The following is a 22,032-nucleotide window of genomic DNA, read 5'->3' as shown; positions in this document are numbered from 1 at the left end:
TCCCGACATTGGCCTCCGCGCCCCCCACCACCACCTCGAACCGCGGCGTCTGCAGCAGCAGCTCACGCCCCGGCGCGGTCAGGCGAAGCAGCAACTCGCCGAAACAGACGATAGGGCCGGCCATGATGTCTCCTCAGCTATGCCGGCGCTCAGCGCGCCAGCCAGCCGCCGTCTACCGCGAGGATATGGCCTTGCACATAGTCCGACGCGGACGAGGCGAGGAACACCGCCGCGCCGCCAAGATCCGCGGGGTCGCCCCAGCGCCCCGCCGGGATGCGCTCGAGGATCTGGCGGTTGCGCGTCTCGTCCTTCTGCAGTGCGTCGGTGTTGTTGGTGGCGATGTAGCCGGGCGCGATCGCGTTCACGCAAATGCCCTTCGACGCCCATTCGTTCGCGAGCAGCTTGGTGAGGCCGCCGACGCCGCTCTTCGAGGCGGTATAGCTCGGCACGCGGATGCCGCCCTGAAAGGTCAGCATCGAGGCGATGTTGATGATCTTGCCGCCGCCATTCGGGATCATGTGCCTTGCCGTCGCCTGGCACAGGAAGAACACGGACTTGAGATTGGTGTCGATCACCGCGTCCCAGTCCTCCTCGGTGAAGTCGACCGAGTCCGCGCGGCGGATGATGCCGGCATTGTTGACGAGGATGTGCAAGCCGCCGAGCTTTTCCACAGTCTCGTCCACAACCCGCTGCACAGGCTCGATCGTCGAGAGGTCGGCACTGACGATCTCCGCCTTGCGGCCGAGCGCACGGACTTGTCCGACTGTCTCGGCCGCGGCCGAGCGGCCGACCGCGGCGATATCCGCGCCCGCCGCGGCAAGGGCGAGGGCGATGCCCTGGCCGATGCCGGTGTTGGCGCCGGTGACGACGGCGACCTTGCCCGTAAGGTCGAAGGGGTTGGTCATCTGCGTCATGCCAGCTGGCAGATGTCGAGGACGTTCATGTCGGTATAGTCCTGGTTCTCGCCCGCCATCGCCCAGATGAACGCGTACGCCTTGGTGCCCGCCCCCATGTGGATCGACCAGGGCGGCGAGATCACCGCTTCCTCATTCTGCACTACGATGTGGCGGGTCGCCTCGCCCTCGCCCATGAAGTGCATCACCCGGTCGGTGTCGAGATTGTCGAGCTCAAAGTAGAAATAGATCTCGCTGCGCCGCTCATGGATGTGCGGGGGCATGGTGTTCCACACGCTGCCCGGCTTGAGCACGGTCAGCCCCATCACCAGCTGCGCGCTGTCGCACACGCCCGGGATGACCAGCTGGTAGATGGTGCGCTCGTTCGATTCCGCCAGGCTCCCGCGTTCCAGCGCGTTGGCGTCGGCAATGCCGAGCTTGCGCGTCTGGAAGCCCTTATGCGCGGGGCACGAGGCGATGTAGAAGCGCGCGCCGTTGCCGCTGAACTCGACGTCCTTGGCGCCCATTGTGACGTACAGGCAGTCCTTGTTGCCGAGCGTGAAAACCTCGCCATCGACGGTGACGATGCCCTCGACTTGGCCGACATTGACCACCGCCATCTCGCGCCGCTCGAGGAACGGATGCCCCTTGGCCGAGGCCGGCTCTTCCTGCGCCGGCAGCCTGACCGGGCCGCTGCCCACCGCCACCCCACCGATCACGAACCGGTCGGCGTGCGTGTAGTTGAGGACAACCTCGCCCTCCCGGAACAGGCCCTGAATGAGGTACCGCTCGCGCAACTCCTCGTTCGACACGCACTCCATCATGTCCGGATGCGTCGCGTAATAGGTCCGATCAAACATATGGAGCTCCAATGATACGTCGCGCCGCGAAGACGGCAGGATGTCGATTTCTACTAATTCGGTAACCGGTGTCAGATCACTTTTCAACCAAAGTCATGTTCGGCTATTCCGACGGGGGGCGACCGAGGCGCGGCGGATCAGCGTGGAGACGAACAGCGACTCCCCGCTCTCCTCGTCCTCGCCGTCGCCGATCAGCTTCAAGGCCGCGGCGCGCCATCGTCGCGATCGGCCAGCGCACCGTGGTGAGCGGCGGCCATAGATAGGAGGTGATCGAGGTGTCGTCGAAGCCGACGATCGACAGGTCGCGCGGCACGTCGAGCCCGCGCTGGCGCGCGGTGTGCAACAGGCGGCCGCCATCGCGTCGTTCGAGCAGCGCGGCGCCTAATCTGGCTCAGGGGCTATCGGGGTCGTCATCGTTATCGGCAAGTACGATTATGCCGCCAATAATTGCAACAGTTGCGAGCACGCCGATGAGTATCGCAGAAGTAAGCTGGTTGCTATCCCCCGCAGCGGTGGATGCACGCACAGACCCTGTATTCGACAGAGACAATTTCTTGGCAGCACCAGCCGGAGCCGGCTTTGCCGCCTGTGCGAGGACCGGTGAGGCCGATATGCTCAAGGCGGCGACGGTTGTGGCAAGCAGCTTCATAGTGCGCATGGAGACACCTCGGACTATGGGTTTGGCAGGCGATGCGTCTCATAGCCAAGCCACTCCGTCAACTTGCGATAGTTAAGTGCCTGTTACGAGGGCCCGGCGGCCACGAACGCCCTCTCACTCCACCGGCGGCGCGACCGATGCCCTGCGGATCAGCGTGGAGACGAACAGCGACTCCCCGCTTTCCTCATCCTCGCCGTCGCCGATCAGCTTCAAGGCCGCGGCGCGCGCCATCGTCGCGATCGGCCAGCGCACCGTGGTGAGCGGCGGCCATAGATAGGAGGCGATCGAGGTGTCGTCGAAGCCGACGATCGACAGGTCGCGCGGCACGTCGAGCCCGCGCTGGCGCGCGGTGTGCAACACCCCCGCCGCCATCGCATCGTTCGAGCAGAACACCGCGGTCGGGCGTGGCGACAGGTCGAGCAGGCGTTCCGCGGCGCGCATCCCCGACTCGAACGTATAGTCGCCCTGTGCGATCAGCGTGCGCTGCACCGGGATGTCGGCATCGTCGAGCGCCGCCTCGTAACCCTGGCTGCGCTCGTGCGCCGAGCGGAAGCCGTGCGGGCCGAGCACCAGGCCGATGCGCTTGTGCCCGTTCTCGATCAGGTGCGCGACCGCGCCGCGCACCACCTCGCGGTCGTTCGACGCGACCATATGCTCGGCATCGTCGAACGAGGCCGAGCCCATGCGCACGTAACGCGCACCGATCTCCTGGCACAAAGCGGCGATCGAATCATTCTCGCTGATCGGCGGCAGGATCATCACGCCATAGGGGCGCTGGCGCTCGAGGAAGCGGCGGATATCATCGAGCATCGTGGTCGATCCGCGATCGACCGGGTGGACGATCAGCTCGAACTCGGTGTCGCGCAACACTTCCAGCAATCCCTGCTGGACGTTGAGCACCATATGCGGGTTGGGGTTGTCGTGGATCAGCCCGATCAGGAAGTTGCGCCGCAATGCCAGCGCGCGCGCCTGGGGGTTGGGAACATAGCCGATCTCGGCAATGACCTTTTCGACCCGCTCGCGCGTTTCCTCGTTGAGCAAGGGGGAGCGGTTGATCACGCGGCTGACGGTCTTCTTGGATACCCCCGCCAGTCGCGCTACATCGTTGATTGTCGCCTGCGCGCCTTTTTTCATGGCAAGTGCATAGCGCGCATGCGGGCCCTAGCCAATTGCGGGCTGTTGCTCTAGGCGCTGCTGAATTCGTATGATGATTCCTGCTGCTCTTCAAATCCATCCCGGCGACAGCGTCGCGACCGCGCTGCGCGACCTTCAAGCGGGCGAAACCGTGCTCGGCGTGACGCTGCTTGACGCGGTCCCGCGCGGGCACAAATTCGCGCTGGCGGCGCATGCGCCCGGCGATGCGGTGCTCAAGTTCGGCTTCCCGATCGGGCGCGCGACCGCGCCGATCGCGCCGGGCGCGCACGTCCATGTCCATAATGTCGCGACCGCGCTGGCGGGCGAGGCGAGCTATGGCGGCGGCGGGGCCGCGGCGAAGGGGCAGGGGGCTGCGTCCGCGATCCGCTGGCGCGGCTATGCGCGCGCCGACGGCCGCGCGGGCACGCGCAACGAGATCTGGGTGCTCCCGACCGTCGGCTGCGTCGGGCGCACCGCGCAGAAGATCGCGGCCAAGGCCGAGGCGCTGCTGCCCGCCGGCGTCGATGGCGTGCACGCCTTTGCCCATCCGTTCGGCTGCTCGCAGCTCGGCGGCGACCTCGACGGCACGCGCGGCATTCTCTCGGCGCTGGCGCAGCATCCCAATGCCGCGGGCGTGCTGCTGGTCGGGCTGGGATGCGAGTCGAACCAGTTGTCGGCGCTGCTCGAGACCCTGCCTCCGGAGACGCGCGGGCGCGTGCGTACCGTCGGCGCGCAGGCCGCCTCGGACGAGGTCGCCGATGGCGTTGCCGCGGTGCTCGAACTGGCCGAACAGGCGGCCTTGACGAAGCGCGAGGAGATGGGGCTCGACCGCATCGTGCTCGGCGTGAAATGCGGCGGGTCGGACGGGCTGTCGGGGCTCACCGCCAATCCGTTGGTCGGGCGCATGGCCGATCGCGTCACCGATGCCGGCGGTGCGGCGATCCTGACCGAGATCCCCGAAATCTTCGGCGCCGAGCAATTGCTGATGGCGCGCGCCGCCGATGCCGCGACGTTCGACGCGATCGGCGCGCTGGTGAACCGCTTCAAGCGCTACTTCCTCGATCATGGCGAGCCGGTCTCCGAGAACCCGTCGCCGGGCAACATCGCGGGCGGCATCACCACGCTGGAGGAAAAGAGCCTGGGCGCGGTGCAGAAGGGCGGGCAGGCGATCGTCACCGATGTGATCGACTATGGCCAGCAGGTGAAGCGCAAGGGCCTGACCCTGCTCGAGGCACCGGGCAACGACGCCGTCTCCTCGACCGCGTTGTCGGCGGCAGGGGCGAACGTGATCCTGTTCACCACCGGCCGCGGCACGCCGCTCGGCTTCCCTGCGCCGACGCTCAAGATCGCCTCCAACTCCGATCTCGCCGCGCGCAAGCCGGGCTGGATCGATTTCGACGCCGGGCAGGTATTGACCGACGGCATGGATGTCGCCGCCGACGCCTTGCTCGCGCGCATCGCCGCGATCGCATCGGGTGAGGAAGCCGCCGCCGAGCGCAACGACGAGCGCGAGATCGCGATCTGGAAACGAGGGGTAACGCTTTGAACCGACTGTCGCTGCAAACGCTGCGGGACCTGCCCGCGGCGGTGAGCAAGCCTGGCTATGATCCGGCGCAGGTCGCGACCGGCGTGGTGCATTTCGGCCCCGGCGCCTTCCACCGCGCGCACCAGGCGGCCTATTTCGACACGGTGCTGGCGAGCGACCCGCGCTGGGGGATCGCCGCGGTCTCGCTGCGTTCGCCGGGCACGGTCGAAGCATTGGCGGCGCAGGACGGGCTCTATACGCTGGCGATCCTCGACCGCGAGCCGTCGATGCGCGTGATCGGCGCGCATCGCGAATGGATCGGCCCGGGCGGCGGCGCGAAGGTCGCAGCGCTGCTCGCGAACCCGCAGGTGCGCATCGTCACCTCGACCGTGACCGAGAAGGGCTATTGCCTCGCGGGCGACGGCACGCTCGATACGAACCACCCCGACATCGTCGCCGACCTCGCGGGCGGCGAGCCGCGCAGCTTCGTCGGCTGGCTGGTGCAGGGGCTGGCGGCGCGCCGTGCGGCGGGCGCCGACCCGTTCATGGTGCTGTGCTGCGACAATCTCTCGGGCAATGGCGGCAAGCTGCGCGCGGCGACGATCGCGCTGGCCGAGGCGCGCGACGCCGATCTCGCCAAGTGGATCACCGACACCGCGGCCTTTCCCGACACGATGGTCGATTCGATCACCCCGGCGAGCGATGATGCGCTCTATGCCAAGGTCGCCGCCGAATTGGGCGTCGAGGACCGCGCCACGGTGCAGCGCGAGGCGTTCGCCCAGTGGGTGATCGGGCCCTATCAATTCGCCGAAGGGCCAGATCTCGCCGGAGCGGGTGCGACGCTGACCAGCGATGTCGGCGGTTACGAGCGCGCCAAGCTGCGCATCCTCAACGGCCTGCATTCGAGCCTCGCCTATCTCGGTCTCGCGCTGGGGCTGGAGACGGTCGCCGACGCGATGGGCGAGCCCGCGCTCGCCGCCTTTGCCGAGCGGCTCGCACTTCAGGACATCGTCCCGGTGCTCGACCCCGTCGCGGGCCTCGATCACGCCGCCTACACCCAGGCCGTGCTCAACCGCTTCCGCAATCCTGCGATCCGGCACCTGCTGTCGCAGATCGCGTGGGACGGGTCGCAGAAGCTGCCCTATCGCCTGCTCGACACCGTCGCGGCGGCGATCCGTGCCGGGCGGCCGGTCGAGCGGCTGGCGGTGCCGGTGGCGGCGTGGATGCACTTCATCTCGCGGCGCGCCGCCGAGGGGACCGCGATCACCGATCCGCTCGCCGGGCCACTGGCCAAAGCAGCGGCTGGAGCATCGCCGGTCCAGCTCGCCGAACGGCTGCTCGCCTTCGACTCGGTCTTCCGGCCCGAGATCGCCGGCAATGCCGCGTTCCGCGCCGCTGTGACCGGCGCCGTGCAGGCGCTGGCCGAGCGGCGGATCGAGGCATTGCTCGCGCGCTGATTGCGGGCTCTTGTCACTGACACCGGTTTCCATTACCCCTCGCGCAAAGGATGAAAGCGAGGGGTGGATGAACGAACTGGACGCGATCGCCGAGGCATTCGTCGCCGCGCGCCGCGCCGCGACCGGGCTTCCCGACTATCCGGGCACGCCGCCGTCCTCGCTGGCGGACGCCTATGCGATCCAGGATCGCGCGCTGGCGCTGAGCGGCGGGCGGGTCGCAGGGTGGAAGGTCGGCAAGATCGGCCCGCCGCTCGACGGCGCGCTCGGCACCAACCGTCTCGCCGGTCCGATCTTCGCGGGTTCGGTGCATGACGGATGCGGCGTCAGCCCCGCGATGCCGGTCTTCGCCGACGGCTTTGCCGCGGGCGAGGCCGAGTATCTGCTGCGCATCGGCCGCGCGCCCGATCCGGCCAAGACCAGCTATACGATGGACGAGGCGGCCGAGCTGATCGACGCGGTGCATGTCGGCATCGAGATCGCGAGCTCGCCCTTTCCCGGGATCAACGCGCTCGGCCCGCTCGTCACCATTTCGGACTTCGGCAACAATTACGGGCTGGTGATCGGCGAGGCGATCGCGGATTGGCGCAATTCGGGCTTCGCAGATTGGCCAGTCCACCTGTTGATTGATGGTCAGGAAGCTGGCAGGGCTGTTGCCCGGGACATGCTCGACGGCCCACTTGGGGCGGCGCGTTTCCTGTTCGGGGCGCTGGCGGCGCGCGGCATCGCGCTGGAGCCGGGGCAATGGATTTCCTCGGGCGCCGTGACCGGCGTGCACGAGGTGAGCGTGGGCGCGACGGTGACGGCGACGTTCGCTGAGATGCAGGTGAGCTGCTCGATCGAGGCGGCCAGGCCTGTGGCGTGATGGGAGAAGATGATGGACGGCACGCAGGCACCGGTCGGGGCTGAGGGCATTCGAACGCAGGCGGCGGCCAACGCCGGGCGCTATCGCTGGATGATCGTAGCGCTGCTGTTCGCGGCCACCGTGATCAACTATGTCGACCGCCAGATGATCGGCGTGCTCAAGCCGACGCTGATGGAGGACCTGCAATGGTCCGAGCGCGACTTTGCCGGCGTCATCATCTGGTTCCAGATCGCCTATGCGATCGGCTATATCGGCTTCGGCAAGTTCGTCGACATGGTCGGCGCGCGCCTCGGCTATGCGGTCGCCTTCGTCATCTGGCAGCTCGCGCACATCGCGCATGGCGGCGCCTATTCGATGACTCAGTTCGCCATGGCGCGCTTTGGCCTCGGCATCGGCGAATCGGGCAACTTCCCGGCGGGCATCAAGGCAGTGACCGAATGGTTCCCGGCCAAGGAGCGCGCCTTCGCGATCGGCGTGTTCAACGCCGGCGCCAATATCGGCGCGGTGATCACCCCGCTGGTGGTGCCGCTGATGGTCGTCGCCTGGGGCTGGCGCATGGCGTTCGTGATCACCGGCGTGATCAGCTTCGTGTGGTTGATCGCGTGGTGGGCGATGTATCGCAGTCCGCGCCAGCATCCCAAGGTCACCGAAGGCGAACTCGCCTGGATCGAGCAGGACCCGGCCGATCCGGTCAAGCCGATCGGCTATCTGACCGTGCTGACGCGCCGGGAGACCTGGGCCTATTCGCTCGGCAAGTTCTTCATCGACCCGATCTGGTGGTTCTTCCTGTTCTGGCTGCCGGGCTATCTGTTCAAACAGTACGATCTCAATCTCTTGACCTTCGGTCTGCCGCTGGCGGCGATCTACCTGATCTCCGACGCCGGCAGCGTGTTCGGCGGCTGGATGTCGTCGCGGCTGATGAAGGCGGGCAGGTCGGCGAACTTCGCGCGCAAGGTGACGATGTTCGTCTGCGCCTGCCTCATTCTGCCGGTGGTGTTCGCCGAATCGATCACCAGCGTGTGGCTGGCGGTGCTGGTGATCGGCGTCGCGACTGCGGGGCACCAGGCCTTCTCGGCCAATCTCTATGCGCTGCCCTCGGACTTGTTCCCGCGCGGCGCGGTCGGCTCGGTGGTCGGCATCGGCGGCACGCTCGGCGCGATCGGCGGCATCCTGATGGCCTTCTATGCCGGCGAGATCCTCGACCGGCTCGGCGTCTACTGGCCGCTCTTCTGGGTCGCGGGCGGCGCCTATTTCCTCGCGCTGCTGGTGGTGCACCTGCTCTCGCCGCGGCTCGAACCGGTCAAGGTCGACTAAAGTTTGACACATTCTGTCTCAAGTCCCGGTTTGGGCGCAATGAAGTAATCATATCATTGCGCCCCGACCGGGTTCGGGGCATCACTGTCCTATGACGGCAACACTCAAGCTCGACGCCTTCCTGCCTTACCGGCTGTCCGTGGCGTCCAACCGCGTCTCGGGGGCGATCGCGGGGGCCTATCAATCGCTGTTCGGGCTGCGCATTCCCGAATGGCGGCTGGTGACCGTGCTCGCCGAATTCGGGGCGATGAGCCAGCAGGCGCTGTGCGGGCGCACCCAGATGGACAAGGTGACGGTGAGCCGCGCGGCGATCTCGCTCTACGAGCGCGGCCTCGTCACGCGCACGCCCAACCCCGACGACCAGCGCTCGCATTTGCTCGAGCTCAGCATCGACGGCTGGGCGCTCTACCGCCAGGTCGCGCCCAAGGCGCTGGAAATGGAGCGCCGCATCTTCGAAAGCCTGTCCGAGACCGAGTTGTCGCAGCTTCGCACGATGCTCGAGCGCGTTGAATGCGCTGCCGCCGCGATCGGCTCAGGGGGTTGATCGGAGCCCCTCCGCTCGACTAGTCAGACACCGCCTCCCCAGGGCATGTGCACATCACCCAGGAGGATTCCAATGACCGTCTACCAGTCGCGCGCCGGCCTCTCGGTGGCGGAGCCGCTCGCGCGCTTCGTCGAGGAGCGCGTGCTGCCCGATCTGGGCATTGCGGCGGAGGCATTCTGGGCGGGTGCAGCGGACATCTTCGCCCGGTTCGCGCCGGAGAACCGGGACCTGCTGGCCCGGCGCGACGCGCTCCAGATGCAGATCGACGCGTGGTGCGCCGAGGATCCCGCGCGAGCGGCCGACCCGGCGGCGCAGGAGGCCTTCCTGCGCTCAATCGGCTATCTCGTGGACGAGCCCGGCGACTTCAGCATCGGCACCGCGAATGTCGATGCCGAGATCGCCACCATGGCAGGGCCGCAGCTGGTCGTCCCCGCGCTCAACGCCCGCTTCGTGCTCAATGCCGCCAACGCGCGCTGGGGCAGCCTCTACGACGCCTTCTACGGCACCGACGCGCTGCCCGGCACCGCGCAGCCCGGCGGCTATGATGCCGAACGCGGCGCGCAGGTGATCGCGGCGGCCAAGGCGTTCCTCGATGAAGCGGTGCCGCTCGCGGGGATGCGCTGGGCCGAGTTCACAGGCGGCGATCTGCCGCTCGCCGATCCCGGCCAGCTCGCCGGCACGCGCGGGGAATCGCTGCTGTTCCGGCACAACGGCCTGCATATCGAGGTCATGATCGACCGCGTCCATCCGATCGGCCGCACCGATCCCGCGGGCATCGCCGACGTCCTGCTCGAAGCGGCGCTGACCACCATCGTCGATCTCGAGGATTCGATCGCGGCGGTCGACGCCGACGACAAGGTCGCGGCCTACACCAACTGGCTCGGCCTGATGCGCGGCGACCTCGAGGAGAGCTTCGAGAAGGGGGGCCGCACGATGACCCGGCGGCTGGCGGAGGACCGCGTCTACCAGCGCCCCTTCCTGAGCGATCTCGAGCTGCCCGGCCGCTCGCTGCTGTTCGTGCGCAATGTCGGCCACCTGATGACCACCCCCGCGGTGCGCCTCGGCGACGAAGAAGCGCCCGAGGGCATCCTCGATGCGATCCTCACCTCGACGATCGCGCTGCACGACCTGCGCGGCCTGGGCAAATATCGCAACAGCCGCATCGGCAGCATCTACATCGTCAAGCCCAAGATGCACGGCCCTGAGGAGGCCGGCTTCACCAACCGCCTGTTCGACGCGGTCGAGGACCTGCTCGAGCTCGATCGCCACACGATCAAGGTCGGCGTGATGGACGAGGAGCGGCGCACCTCCGCCAACCTCGCCGCCTGCATCCATGCGGTGAAGGACCGCGTCGCCTTCATCAACACCGGCTTCCTCGATCGCACCGGCGACGAGATCCACACCTCGATGCGCGCCGGCCCGATGATCCCCAAGGCGGAGATGAAGGCGTCGGCCTGGATCAAGGCCTATGAGGACCGCAATGTCCGCATCGGCCTGCGCCATGGCCTGTCGGGCAGGGCGCAGATCGGCAAGGGCATGTGGGCGGCGCCGGACCGCATGGCCGAGATGCTCGACCAGAAGATCGGTCATCCGTTGAGCGGCGCCAACACCGCCTGGGTGCCGTCGCCAACCGCGGCGACGCTGCACGCGATGCACTATCACAAGGTCGATGTGTTCGCGCGCCAGCGCGAGATCGCAAGCGAGGCTGTGCCCGGTCTCGCACCGCTGCTGACCATTCCCGTCGCGCAGGGCCGCAACTGGACGCCCGAGGAAATCGCGCGTGAGCTCGACAACAATGCCCAGGGCATCCTCGGCTATGTCGTGCGCTGGATCGACCAGGGCGTCGGCTGCTCCAAGGTGCCCGACATCCACGATATCGGCCTGATGGAGGACCGCGCGACCTTGCGCATCAGCTCGCAGCACATGGCCAACTGGCTGCTCCATGGCGTCGCCACCGCCGCGGATATCGATGCCGCCTTCGCGCGCATGGCGGCCAAGGTCGACGCGCAAAACGCCGACGACCCGCTCTACCGTCCGATCGCGGGGAACGAGGCCACCAGCCTCGCCTTCCAGGCGGCCCGCGCGCTGGTGTTCGAGGGCGTCGCGCAGCCCAACGGCTATACCGAGCCGCTGCTGCACCGCTTCCGCGCTGAGGCGAAGGCGCGCGGCTAGGCACGTACGGCGCGAGCCGCTAAAGGCGCGGGCGATGGCCTTGCTTGCGCGCCTTTTCCTGATCGCAGCGGTGCTGTGGTGCTGCGCGAATGTCGCCGAACCGGCGCAGGCGCATGGCAGCGTATCGTTCGATCAGGCTGTGACGGTGGAAGCCGCGCACCAGCACTCCGATGGCGACTGCGCGGATCGTGACGGCACGGCGCAAGCCGGCCATCATCACTGTCATGTCGCGCCCGACCTGCGCGCGCGTGCGAACGATGAGTCGTGCATCACCGCGGCGCCGATGACCTTCACGCCGCGTGTCGCGCCGCTGCGCTCGTTCGCACAGGCGCCGCCGCTCCAACCGCCTTCCGCCTGAACCGACATCGCCGCGCGGGCCGCATGCCCGTGCCGTTGCTCGTTCAGTCCAGGAAGAAGTTCACATGAAACGTTCCATTTCTTGCGCCCTCTTGGCGGGGGTTTCGATGCTTGCCGCCCATCCCGCGTCCGCCCAGACGATTGCCGCGCCGCCTGCACCCCAGGCCGAAGAAGAGGACGAGGAGATCGTCGTCCAGGCCACCCGCTCCAACCGCCGCGTGCAGGACGAGCCGGTCCGGGTCGAGGTGCTCAATCGCGAGGAGATCGAGGAGAAGATCCTCATGCGCCCCGGCAATGTCGCGATGATCCTGAGCGAGACCGGCGGCCTGCGCGTGCAGGTCACCGCCCCCGCGATGGGCGCCGCGAACATCCGCGTCCAGGGGATGGACGGCCGGTTCACGCAACTGCTCGCCGACGGGCTGCCGCTCTATGGCGGCCAGGCCTCCTCGCTCGGCCTGCTGCAGATCCCGCCGACCGACCTCGGCCAGGTCGAGGTGATCAAAGGCGCGGCGTCGGCGCTCTATGGCCCTTCGGCGCTGGGCGGGGTGATCAACCTCGTCTCGCGGCGGCCCCGCGCCGAAGCCGAGGGCGAGCTGCTGCTCAACGCCACCACGCGCGACGGACAGGATGTCACCGGCTATGCCGCCGCGCCGCTCGCCGCGAACCTCGGCGGTTCGATCACCGGCGGCTATCACCGCCAGCGCCGCCGCGACCTCGACGGTGATGGCTGGATCGACATGCCGGGCTTTGAGCGCTGGACGGTGCGCCCGCGCCTGTTCTGGGAAGGCGATGCCGGGGCCAGCCTGTTCCTCACCGGCGGCGCGATGGGCGAGCAACGCCGCGGCGGCACGCTCGACGGCCGCACCGCGCCCGACGGCCTTCCCTTCCGGCAGGATCAGGAGACGGACCGGCTCGATGCCGGGTTGGTCGCGAAGCTGCCGCTGGGCGGCGATCTCGCGGCGCACCTCCGGGCGGCGGGAATGACGCAGGGCCATGTCCATCGTTTCGGCGATGTCGTCGAGGACGACCGCCACGGCACGGTCTTCGCCGAGGCGTCGCTGTCGGGCAGGGCGGGCGGGACCAACTGGGTCGGCGGCGTCGCGTGGCAGCGCGACAGTTTCCGATCGAAGACCTTCCCGGCGTTCGACTATCGCTATGACGTGCCCGGCATCTTCGCGCAGGTCGAGCATGATGTTCTCCCCGAACTGACCCTGGCGAGCAGCGCGCGGCTCGATTTCCACAACGAATTTGGCACCCAGTTCAGCCCGCGCCTGTCCTTGCTCTACAAGCCTGGCGCGTGGACGGTGCGCGTCTCGGGTGGGCGCGGTTTCTATGCGCCGACCCCGTTCGTCGAGGAGATCGAGGCGGCGGGCCTGTCGCGGCTCGAACCGCTCGGCGTGCTCGCGCCCGAGACCGCGACGACCGCCTCGCTCGACATCGGCTATGCCCGCAATGGGATCGAGGCGAACGTGACCTTGTTCGGCTCGAACATGGACGATGCGACCCGGCTCGACGCGGTCGCTCCGGATCGCGTGCGGCTGGTCAACGTCGCGGGGCAGACGCGCATCCGCGGTTCGGAGCTGCTGCTGCGCTATCGCTGGAGCGATTTCGTGGTGACCGGCAGCTATGTCTATGTCGACGCCACCGAGCCCGATCCGGCGGGCGGCGGGCGGCGCATCGTGCCGCTCACCCCGCGCCACAGCGCCGGTCTGGTCGCGATGTGGGAGGATCATGAGAAAGGCCGGGTGGGCCTTGAGCTCTACTATACCGGCGAGCAGGACCTGGAGGACAATCCCTATCGCCTGACCGGCAAGCCCTATTTCGAGCTCGGCCTGCTCGCCGAAGCCGCGGTCGGCAAGGCGCGGCTGTTCGTCAACCTGGAGAACATCCTGAACGTCCGCCAGACGCGCTACAACTCGCTGCTCCGCCCGAGCCGCGCGCCCGACGGCCAATGGACCGTCGATGCCTGGGCGCCGACCGACGGGTTCGTGGTCAATGCCGGCGTGCGCCTGCGCTTCGGCGGCGGAGACTGACGCGGGCCTGGGGCATCGGCCGAACCCGCCAAAAACGCGGTTGATGCCCCTTGAACCTTCCCCCCGCTTGCTCGTTGGGTTAGCGAGCGGGTACGCACATATGCGATCCCTTTGGGAGGACAGGGCAATTTCGGGCGTCGAACTGGGGATCTTGCTGTTGGCGAGCAGCACGCTGATGCCGGGTGTCGCCCTCGCGCAGATCAGCGGCAGCGTCGGCAAGCCGGGGCAGAGTGCGCCCGCGGAGGACCCCAAGCCGGTCGAAACGCCGCAGCCCGGTCAGGATGCTACGGTGCCCGCACCCGACGAGAAGCCGATCGTGTCCGACGAGGAGTTCGAGAAGGCGCTGCCGCCGCTCAGCGACGACATGAACGCTCCGCTCGAGCCGATGGCTCCCGCGCCGCCGCCCGCGGACGCGACGGCCGAAACGCCGGGCGGCATGGCCCCGCTCGATGCCGAGCAGCCGCTTGGCCAGGGCGAGAACGAGACCGAGCTCGCCGCGCCGCTGCCCCCGCTCAGCGAGTTCGACACCACTCCGATCGCCGAGGCGATGGCGCTCAACGACGGCGACGCGGTCGAGATCCGCTATGCGACGCGGGTGACCGGCCTCAAGGAGATCGGGCTGGAAGGCCAGTTCCGCGAGCTTTCCGCGCTGGAGGACGGCGACGGCAAGGCGGCGAACGCCGCGATCATCGGCGCCCGGGCGCGCGAGGACGAGGCGCTGGCGGTGCGGCTGATGAAGTCGCTCGGCTATTATGACGCGACCGCGGCGGCGACGGTCGACCAGCCCGCCGCCGCGGGGCAGCCGACCACCGCGACGATCGCCGCGGTGCCGGGCGCGCTCTACAAGCTCGGCAGGATCGACATCCAGGCCGACCCGACCGTGCCACCCAGCCTGATCGCCGACAATTTCCAGCTCAGGACCGGCGAGCCGATCGATGCGGTGCGCGTGCAGGCGGCGGAGGCGGCAGTGAGCGTGGCGCTGCCCCAGAACGGCTATCCCTTCGCCGAGGTCGGCCAGCGCGACATATTGCTCGACGAGACCGCCCAGACCGGCGACTACAGCCTGCCGGTGACGGTCGGTCCGCGCGCGCGCTTCCGCAGCATCACCACCGAGGGCAAGCTGGCGTTCGACGCCAAGCATGTCGAGGTGCTCACGCGCTTCGACCGCGACGATCTCTACGACAGCCGCATGGTCGACGACCTGCGCGACGCGCTGATCGCGACCAGCCTGTTCTCGACCGTCTCGGTCGAGCCGGTGAAGACCGGCGAAGCGGCGGCCGAGGGCACCGAATATGTCGACCTGCTCGTGCGCCAGCAGGCCGGCCCGCCGCGCACGCTGGCGGGCGAGCTCGGCTTCTCGACCGGGCAGGGGTTGCGCGCCGAGGTCAGCTGGACGCATCGCAACCTCTTCCCGCCCGAGGGCGCGCTGATCCTTTCCGGCGTCGCGGGCACGCAGGAGCAGGGCGCGTCGGCGACCTTCCGCCGTTCCAACGCCGGACGCCGCGACCGCACCTTCCAGCTCATCGCCTCGGCGCTGCGCACCGATGTCGAGGCGTTCACCGGCCTCACCGGCACGCTCTCGGCGCAGATCTCGTACGATTCGACGCCGATCTGGCAGAAGGAGCTGACTTACAGCTACGGCGTCGAGCTGGTCGGCACGAGCGAGGACCGCTACGACTTCAACCGCGGCGCGCGCGAGCGCGGGGTCTATTTCATCGCCGCGCTGCCGCTGTTCGCGGGCTGGGACAAGTCCGACAACCTGCTCAATCCGACGCGTGGCTATCGCGTGAAATTGAACCTCAGCCCCGAGACCTCGGTGCGCGGCGGCACGCGCCCCTATGCCCGCGCCATGCTCGAGGGGACCGCCTATTACCCCGTCACCGACAGCATCGTCCTCGCCGGGCGCGCGCGCTTCGGCACGATCCAGGGGATCGACCGCAACGCCCTCGCCCCGTCGCGGCGCTATTACGCCGGCGGCGGCGGATCGGTGCGCGGCTTCGGCTATCAGGAGCTCGGCCCGCGCGCGCCCGACGGCAAGCCGATCGGCGGCCGCAGCTTCAACGAGTTCGCGATCGAGGCGCGCTACCGCTTCGGCAATTTCGGCATCGTGCCCTTCGTCGACGCCGGGCAGGTCTATGAAAGCGGGCTGCCCAAGCTCACCGACATGCGCTTCGGCTTCGGCATCGGCGGGCGCATGTACACCAATTTCGGCCCGCTGCGGCTCGATGTCGCGACGCCGATCAACCGCAAGCCGGGCGAGAGCAAGATCGCGCTCTACATCTCGATCGGGCAGGCCTTCTGATGGCGGAGCAGGCGGCCTCGACCGAGACCGTGATCGTCCCCGCCCCGGCGTGGCAGCGCGTCGCCAAATGGGTGCTGATCGCGCTCGTCGGCATCGCCGCGCTGCTGCTGCTCGCGATCCTCGGGCTCAACACCAGCCCGGGCAAGCGCCTCGTCGCCGACCAGCTCGGCAAATACACCACCGCCACCGGCCTCAACGTCAAGGTCGGGCGGATCGAGGGATCGATCTACGGCGCGATGGTGCTGCGCGACGTGCGTGTCAGCGACACCAAGGGGGTGTTCGCCACCTCGCCGTCGATCGCGGTCGACTGGCGGCCCTTCGCGTTCCTCAACAACCATGTCGACATCCGCTCGGCGACCAGCCCGCTGGTCACCGTCGCCCGCCTGCCCGCGTTCAAGCCCGGCGACCCCAACGCCTCGATGCTGCCCGATATCGACATCGATATCGGCCGTCTCGCGATCGACCGGCTGGTGCTCGAACCGCCGGTCGCTGGGCGGCGGCACGTCGCGACGCTTTCGGGCGAGGCGGCGATCGCCGACCGCCGAGCGCGTGTGATCGCCAACGCGCGCACGCTCGGCACCACCGGCGGCGACCGGCTCGCTTTGGTGCTCGACGCGGTGCCCGACGACGACAAGTTCGACTTGCGCGCCGATCTCGACGCCCCGGTCGGCGGCCTCGTCGCCGGCCTCGCCAAGCTCGAAGCGCCGCTGGCCGCACGCATCAGCGGCCGCGGGAGCTGGGCGAACTGGCAGGGCCGCGCGGTGAGCACGCTCGGCGGCGCGGAGCTCGCCGATCTCGACATCACCGCGCGCAAGGGGACGTTTCAGGTCCGCGGCACCGCCCAGCCCGGCCTCTACCTCAAGGGCCCCGTCGAGCGGCTCGCTGCACCCAATGTCCAGGTCGCGCTCGATGCGACGCTCGACCAGCGCCGCGCCGATACCCGCCTGCGGTTGCGCTCCAGCGCGATGGCGCTCGCCACCACCGGCACGATCGATCTCGGCAAGAGCGCGTTCGACCAGTTCCGGATCGAGGCGGCGTTGCTCACCCCCGGGGCGATCGCCCCCAACCTCAACGGCCGCTCGGTGATCGGCGCGGTGGCGTTGAACGGCCCGTTCGCGACCCCGACCGTGGACTACAAGCTGCAGGCCGCAGCGATCGGTTTCGGCACCACGGTGCTCGAACGCGTCTATGCCGAGGGGCTGGCGACGGTGAACGCCGACCGCATCCTGGTGCCGATCCGCGCCCGCGCGGCGCGTGTGTCCGGGCTCAACCAGGCGGCTGGCGGTCTGCTCACCAACGTCACGCTGGCGGGCGATCTCGCCATCACCGGGCCGCAGATCCTGTCGGAGAATCTGCGCATCCGCTCCGACCGGATCGACGCGACAGCGATCATCGCCGCCAATGTCGCCACCGGCCGCTATACCGGCGCGCTCAAGGGGCGGGTCAACGACTATACGATCGACGGCATCGGCATCGTCAACCTCGAGACCGACGCCGATCTCTATGCCGCGGCGGGCGGCGGCTGGGGGATCAAGGGCCGCATCGTCGGGCGCAGCACGCGGCTGTTCAATAGCGGCGTGCGCGATTTCCTCGGCGGCAACGCAATCCTGCGCGTGAATGTCGGGCTCGATCCGAGCGGCATCATCACCTTCGACAATCTCCGGCTCGCCGCACCGCAGTTCAAGATCCTGCGCGGATCGGGACGCTACGACCCCACCGGCCCGCTGCTGCTCAATGCCGACGGCTATTCCAACGCCTATGGCCCGGTCTTCGCGCGGGTCACCGGAAGCCTCACCGCCCCGATCGTCAACCTGCGCGCGCCGCGGCCCGGCCTAGGCGTCGGCCTCGCCAATCTCGAGGCGCGCATCCGCGGGCAGGGCGATGCCTATGCGGTCGTCGCCAGCGGCGGGACGAGCTACGGCCCGTTCACCGCCGACGTGCTGGTGCGCACCGGCCGCGCGCTCACCGTCGACGTGCGCAAGGCGCGCTTCGCCGGGACCGATATCACCGGCAAGCTGCAGCAGACCGCCGCCGGGCCGTTCGCGGGCGCTCTCGCCTTTGTCGGCTCCGGCATCAACGGCAATGTCGATCTCTCCGCGCAGGGCAAATACCAGCAGGCGGTGGTGCGCGCGACCGCGACCAACGCGCAGATCCCCGGCGACATGGAGATCACCATCGGCCGTGCGATCGTCAACGCGACCGTCGTGCTCTACGACGACGCGCCGTCGATCGTCGGCGAGGCGCAGGTCGCCAACCTCAAGAGCGGCGAGTTCGTGCTCGCCCGGTCGCGCGCCAAAATCGACTATCGCGGCGGGCGCGGCACTGCACAGGCATTCGCCGAGGGTTCGTCGGGCGTGCCGTTCCGCGTCGCCGCCAATGCCCGCTTCGCCCCCGATCAATGGCTGGTCGCACTCGGCGGCAAGGCCAACAACATCGACTTCAAGACGGCCCAGCCCGCGCGGATCGCGGTGAGCGACAACAGCTACCGCCTCGCGCCGGTGCAGATCGACTTCGACCGCGGCAGCGCGCGCCTCGCGGGCAGCTGGGGTGAGGGGCTGGTGGTGCAGGCGCGGCTCGACAAGCTCGACCTGTCGGTCGCCAACGCCTTTTCGCCCGGCCTCGGGGTCGGCGGCAACGTCACCGGATCGATCGACTTCCGCCAGGCGCGCGACGGCAGCTTCCCGCGCGCGATCACCCGGCTCAACATCGCCGGCTTCAATCGCTCGAGCCTCGCCGGCGTCTCGCCCGCGGTCGACATCGCCTTTGTCGGCCGCTTGCTGCCGGAGGGCGGCGACGCGCGCGCGGTGATCAAGCGCGGCACGACCACGATCGGGCGGATGGTGGCGACCCTCCAGCCGCTTGGGTCAGGTGGAAGCTGGAACGAGCGGCTGATGGCCGCGCCGCTGTCGGGCGGGGTGCGCTACAATGGCCCTTCGGCGGTGCTGTTCTCGCTCGCCGGCTTCTCCAACCAGTCGGTCTCGGGTCCGGTCGCGGTCGCGGCCGACTTCTCGGGCCAGCTGCGCTCCCCGCAGATCACCGGCCAGCTGCGCGCCGAGAAACTGGTCTATGAGAACGAGACCTGGGGCACGCGCTTGACGCAAATGAAGATCGAGGGGCGGTTCGACAGCGACACGCTCGAGATCACCGAGATGAACGCCGTGGCCGGAGCCGGCCGCGTGATCGCCTCGGGCACGGTCGGGCTGTCCGCCGCGCAGGGCTTCCCGATCGACATCACCGCGCGCTTCCGCAACGCGCGGCTCGCGCGCAGCGACGCGCTCGGCGCGACCGCGACCGGGCAGCTCCACATCACCAACGGGCTCGACGGCGGGCTGATCGAAGGCCGCATCATCATCCCCGAGGCGCGCTACCAGATCATCCGCCAGGGCGCCGCCGAGGTGCCCGAGCTGACCGGGGTCTACCGCAAGAGCGAGCTCGACGCCGAGGGCAAGCGCCCGGTGCGCGCCAAGCCCGCCGGCATCTTCCGCCTCAACGTCGCGGTGGTCGCCGACAACCGCTTGTTCGTGAACGGCATGGGCCTCGAATCCGAATGGGAGGCGCGGATGCAGGTCACCGGCACCTCCGCGGCGCCGATCGTCACCGGCGAGGCGCGCGTGGTGCGCGGCACCTATAATTTCGCCAGCCGCCGCTTCGAGCTGACTCGCGGCACGATCAACTTCGAGGGCGGGCCGCTCGCCAACCCCAGCATCAACATCGCCGCGAGCACCACCGCGGAAAATGTGACGGCGATCATCAATATCACCGGCACCGGCCAGGCCCCGCGCATCGCATTCAGTTCAACCCCCAGCCTGCCGCAGGACGAAGTGCTCTCGCGCCTGCTGTTCGGCAGCTCGGTCACCAATCTGTCGGCGACCGAGGCGATCCAGCTCGCCGCTGCGCTCAACTCGCTGCGCGCCTCGGGCGGCGGGCTCAACCCGCTCGGCCAGCTGCGCTCGGCCGCCGGGATCGATCGCCTGCGCATCCTGGGTGAGGACGACACCACCGGCCGCGGCATGGCGCTCGCCGCGGGCCAGTATCTGACCGACGACATCTATGTCGAGATCATCACCGACGCGCGCGGCTATACCGCTGTCCAGCTCGAGATCGCGCTGACTCGCGCGCTCAGCCTGCTCTCGCAGACCGGCTCGTTCGGCGGCTCGCGCGCCGGCCTCAAATATTCGAAGGACTATTGAGCGCAGAGCGCCGCCCGCCCAATCCATTTTCCTACACGGCATCGGCGGGCTATGTTCGGACCATGCGCCTGCCCGCCGTCCGATCCGTCAGCTCGTCGCGCATGACGAGCGTCAACTTCGCGCGACACCCCTCTTTTCTATCAACTTTGTCAATTAAACGAACTCGATCGTTCAGTAATTATCGCGTCGTTTCCCCGCTCGCCACAACCCCATTGCACTTAACTTACACAAGTGTAAGTATCGCCCCCAGGAGAGGCGAATGACCGAGCATTTCGATGTCGTGGTGGTGGGCGCCGGGCTTTCCGGCATCGGCGCGGGCTATTTCCTGCAGCGCGACTGCCCCGACCGCAGCTATGTGATCCTGGAAGGGCGCGAGCGGATCGGCGGGACCTGGGACCTGTTCCGCTATCCCGGCATCCGCTCCGACAGCGACATGTACACGCTCGGCTACAGCTTCCGCCCCTGGACCGAGGCCAAGGCGATCGCCGATGGCCCGGCGATCCTGCGCTATCTTGATGAGACCGCACGCGACCACGGCATCGACCGGCATATCCGCCACCAGCACCGCGTGGTCGCAGCGAGCTGGTCGACCCCGGACGCGTGCTGGACGGTCAGCGTCGAGCGCGGGCCGGACAAGGAGCGGGTCGAGTTCACCTGCAACTTCCTCTTCATGTGCTCGGGCTATTACAATTACGCCGCCGGCTACCTCCCCGAGTTCGCCGGGCGCGAGCGCTTCAAGGGCGAGATCGTCCACCCGCAATTCTGGCCCGAGAACCTCGACTATGCCGGCAAGCGCGTGGTGGTGATCGGCTCGGGCGCGACTGCGGTGACGTTGGTGCCCGAGATGGCCAAGACCGCGGCGCATGTCACGATGCTGCAGCGCTCGCCCACCTATATCGTCGCGCGCCCGTCGGAGGACGGCATCGCCAACTGGCTTCGCGCCAAGCTGCCCGGGCGGCTCGCCTATCGCCTCACGCGGATGAAGAATGTCGCGCTCGGCCAGTTCTTCTACCGGCTCGCGCGCAAGAAGCCCGAGAAGACCAAGGAGCGGCTGATCCAGATGGTCCGCGACGAGCTGGGTGCGGACTATGACGTCGCGACGCATTTCACCCCGCGTTACAATCCATGGGACCAGCGCATCTGCCTGGTCCCCGACGCCGACCTGTTCGCCTCGATCCGCGAGGGACGGTCGTCGGTTGTCACCGATCAGATCGACACGTTCGAGGCGGATGGCATCCGCCTCAAGTCGGGCGAGCTGCTGCCCGCCGACGTGATCGTCACCGCCACTGGCCTCGACATGCAGCTGATGGGCGGCATTCCCTTCACCGTCGACGGCGCGCAGGTCGATCCGGCCAGGTCATTGGGCTACAAGGCGATGATGTATTCGGACATCCCGAACCTCGCCTCCAGCTTCGGCTACACCAATGCCAGCTGGACGCTCAAGGCGGACCTCACCTGCGCCTATGTCTGCCGTCTGCTCAACGTGATGAAGAAGCGCGGCATGCGCCAGGCGACGCCGCGCATCGCGGGCGACGTCCAGCCCGAGCCGTTCCTCACCTTCACCTCGGGATATGTGCAGCGCGGCATGGACAAGTTCCCCAAGCAGGGCGACCGCAAGCCGTGGCGGGTGCACCAGAATTACCTGCTCGACCTGATGGCGCTGCGCTTCGGCGGGATCGACGAAGGCATGGAGTTCTCCAACCCCGAGCCGAGGAGAAAGGCCGCCTAGGC

The 22,032-nt window shown here is 68.4% G+C and carries 15 protein-coding genes and 2 pseudogenes; 11 read left to right on the top strand and 6 right to left on the bottom strand.

From position 1 onward, the window contains the following. The 6 genes and pseudogenes from OK349_RS18025 to OK349_RS18000 all read right to left on the bottom strand — a co-directional run. Positions 1-124: pseudogene (locus tag OK349_RS18025) on the bottom strand (sugar kinase); the annotation flags it as partial. Between the two features lie 25 nt (positions 125-149). Next, positions 150-905: a 2-dehydro-3-deoxy-D-gluconate 5-dehydrogenase KduD gene (kduD, locus tag OK349_RS18020; RefSeq protein ID WP_265119310.1), complete on the bottom strand. Its 756-nt coding sequence runs from the start codon at positions 903-905 to the stop codon at positions 150-152. A 5-nt stretch (positions 906-910) separates the two neighbouring features. Next, positions 911-1,753, bottom strand: a complete 843-nt coding sequence (gene kduI, locus OK349_RS18015) for a 5-dehydro-4-deoxy-D-glucuronate isomerase (RefSeq protein WP_265119287.1) — start codon at positions 1,751-1,753, stop codon at positions 911-913. A gap of 93 nt (positions 1,754-1,846) precedes the next feature. Next, positions 1,847-2,122: pseudogene (locus OK349_RS18010) on the bottom strand (substrate-binding domain-containing protein); the annotation flags it as partial. Between the two features lie 22 nt (positions 2,123-2,144). Continuing rightward, positions 2,145-2,402 (bottom strand): hypothetical protein, encoded by a 258-nt coding sequence (locus OK349_RS18005; RefSeq protein WP_265119286.1) that lies wholly within the window; start codon positions 2,400-2,402, stop codon positions 2,145-2,147. 123 nt (positions 2,403-2,525) lie between these two features. After that, positions 2,526-3,545 (bottom strand): LacI family DNA-binding transcriptional regulator, encoded by a 1,020-nt coding sequence (locus tag OK349_RS18000; protein ID WP_265119285.1) that lies wholly within the window; start codon positions 3,543-3,545, stop codon positions 2,526-2,528. 73 nt (positions 3,546-3,618) lie between these two features. Between OK349_RS18000 and OK349_RS17995 the strand changes: the two genes are divergently transcribed. From OK349_RS17995 to OK349_RS17945, 11 genes are all read left to right on the top strand, one after another. Next, complete coding sequence (locus OK349_RS17995) at positions 3,619-5,091, top strand: UxaA family hydrolase (protein WP_265119284.1); 1,473 nt, start codon at positions 3,619-3,621, stop codon at positions 5,089-5,091. Then, the gene (locus OK349_RS17990) at positions 5,088-6,527 is read left to right on the top strand and encodes a mannitol dehydrogenase family protein (RefSeq protein ID WP_265119283.1); all 1,440 of its coding nucleotides are present in this window, start codon (positions 5,088-5,090) and stop codon (positions 6,525-6,527) included. The genes OK349_RS17995 and OK349_RS17990 overlap by 4 nt, the downstream gene beginning before the upstream one ends. A 67-nt stretch (positions 6,528-6,594) precedes the next feature. After that, complete coding sequence (locus tag OK349_RS17985) at positions 6,595-7,389, top strand: 2-keto-4-pentenoate hydratase (protein ID WP_265119282.1); 795 nt, start codon at positions 6,595-6,597, stop codon at positions 7,387-7,389. Positions 7,390-7,401: 12 nt separating this feature from the next. Further along, positions 7,402-8,703 (top strand): MFS transporter, encoded by a 1,302-nt coding sequence (locus OK349_RS17980; RefSeq protein ID WP_372340582.1) that lies wholly within the window; start codon positions 7,402-7,404, stop codon positions 8,701-8,703. A 91-nt stretch (positions 8,704-8,794) separates the two neighbouring features. Beyond that, positions 8,795-9,247 carry a MarR family winged helix-turn-helix transcriptional regulator gene (locus OK349_RS17975; protein WP_265119281.1) on the top strand — a complete coding sequence of 151 codons (453 nt, stop codon included), beginning with the start codon at positions 8,795-8,797 and terminating at the stop codon, positions 9,245-9,247. A gap of 72 nt (positions 9,248-9,319) precedes the next feature. Then, the gene (locus OK349_RS17970; protein WP_265119280.1) at positions 9,320-11,419 is read left to right on the top strand and encodes a malate synthase G; all 2,100 of its coding nucleotides are present in this window, start codon (positions 9,320-9,322) and stop codon (positions 11,417-11,419) included. A 34-nt stretch (positions 11,420-11,453) separates the two neighbouring features. After that, entirely contained in the window at positions 11,454-11,777 is a 324-nt protein-coding gene (locus tag OK349_RS17965; RefSeq protein WP_265119279.1) for a hypothetical protein, read from the top strand. Between the two features lie 106 nt (positions 11,778-11,883). Continuing rightward, positions 11,884-13,809, top strand: coding sequence for a TonB-dependent receptor plug domain-containing protein (locus OK349_RS17960; protein ID WP_265119278.1), 1,926 nt, complete (start codon positions 11,884-11,886; stop codon positions 13,807-13,809). Between the two features lie 175 nt (positions 13,810-13,984). Then, positions 13,985-16,111 carry an autotransporter assembly complex protein TamA gene (locus tag OK349_RS17955; RefSeq protein ID WP_265119308.1) on the top strand — a complete coding sequence of 709 codons (2,127 nt, stop codon included), beginning with the start codon at positions 13,985-13,987 and terminating at the stop codon, positions 16,109-16,111. Further along, the gene (locus tag OK349_RS17950) at positions 16,111-20,301 is read left to right on the top strand and encodes a translocation/assembly module TamB domain-containing protein (protein WP_265119277.1); all 4,191 of its coding nucleotides are present in this window, start codon (positions 16,111-16,113) and stop codon (positions 20,299-20,301) included. Before OK349_RS17955 ends, OK349_RS17950 begins: the two co-directional genes overlap by 1 nt. A 259-nt stretch (positions 20,302-20,560) precedes the next feature. Continuing rightward, entirely contained in the window at positions 20,561-22,030 is a 1,470-nt protein-coding gene (locus tag OK349_RS17945; RefSeq protein ID WP_265119276.1) for a flavin-containing monooxygenase, read from the top strand. Positions 22,031-22,032: the final 2 nt, after the last annotated feature.

The organism is Sphingomonas sp. BT-65, assembly GCF_026107375.2.
Classification (GTDB): Bacteria; Pseudomonadota; Alphaproteobacteria; order Sphingomonadales; family Sphingomonadaceae; genus Sphingomonas.
Note: the sequence above shows the minus strand (reverse complement) of the source record. Positions and strands in the feature narration are given on the sequence as shown.

Bases quoted from the DNA above. Each gene is read 5' to 3' on its own strand.
- kduD (WP_265119310.1), bottom strand. From the start codon at position 905: ATGACCAACCCCTTCGACCTTACGGGCAAGGTCGCCGTCGTCACCGGC.
- kduI (WP_265119287.1), bottom strand. From the start codon at position 1,753: ATGTTTGATCGGACCTATTACGCGACGCATCCGGACATGATGGAGTGC.
- OK349_RS18005 (WP_265119286.1), bottom strand. From the start codon at position 2,402: ATGAAGCTGCTTGCCACAACCGTCGCCGCCTTGAGCATATCGGCCTCA.
- OK349_RS18000 (WP_265119285.1), bottom strand. From the start codon at position 3,545: ATGAAAAAAGGCGCGCAGGCGACAATCAACGATGTAGCGCGACTGGCG.
- OK349_RS17995 (WP_265119284.1), top strand. From the start codon at position 3,619: ATGATTCCTGCTGCTCTTCAAATCCATCCCGGCGACAGCGTCGCGACC.
- OK349_RS17985 (WP_265119282.1), top strand. From the start codon at position 6,595: ATGAACGAACTGGACGCGATCGCCGAGGCATTCGTCGCCGCGCGCCGC.
- OK349_RS17980 (WP_372340582.1), top strand. From the start codon at position 7,402: ATGGACGGCACGCAGGCACCGGTCGGGGCTGAGGGCATTCGAACGCAG.
- OK349_RS17975 (WP_265119281.1), top strand. From the start codon at position 8,795: ATGACGGCAACACTCAAGCTCGACGCCTTCCTGCCTTACCGGCTGTCC.
- OK349_RS17970 (WP_265119280.1), top strand. From the start codon at position 9,320: ATGACCGTCTACCAGTCGCGCGCCGGCCTCTCGGTGGCGGAGCCGCTC.
- OK349_RS17965 (WP_265119279.1), top strand. From the start codon at position 11,454: ATGGCCTTGCTTGCGCGCCTTTTCCTGATCGCAGCGGTGCTGTGGTGC.
- OK349_RS17960 (WP_265119278.1), top strand. From the start codon at position 11,884: ATGCTTGCCGCCCATCCCGCGTCCGCCCAGACGATTGCCGCGCCGCCT.
- OK349_RS17955 (WP_265119308.1), top strand. From the start codon at position 13,985: ATGCCGGGTGTCGCCCTCGCGCAGATCAGCGGCAGCGTCGGCAAGCCG.
- OK349_RS17950 (WP_265119277.1), top strand. From the start codon at position 16,111: ATGGCGGAGCAGGCGGCCTCGACCGAGACCGTGATCGTCCCCGCCCCG.
- OK349_RS17945 (WP_265119276.1), top strand. From the start codon at position 20,561: ATGACCGAGCATTTCGATGTCGTGGTGGTGGGCGCCGGGCTTTCCGGC.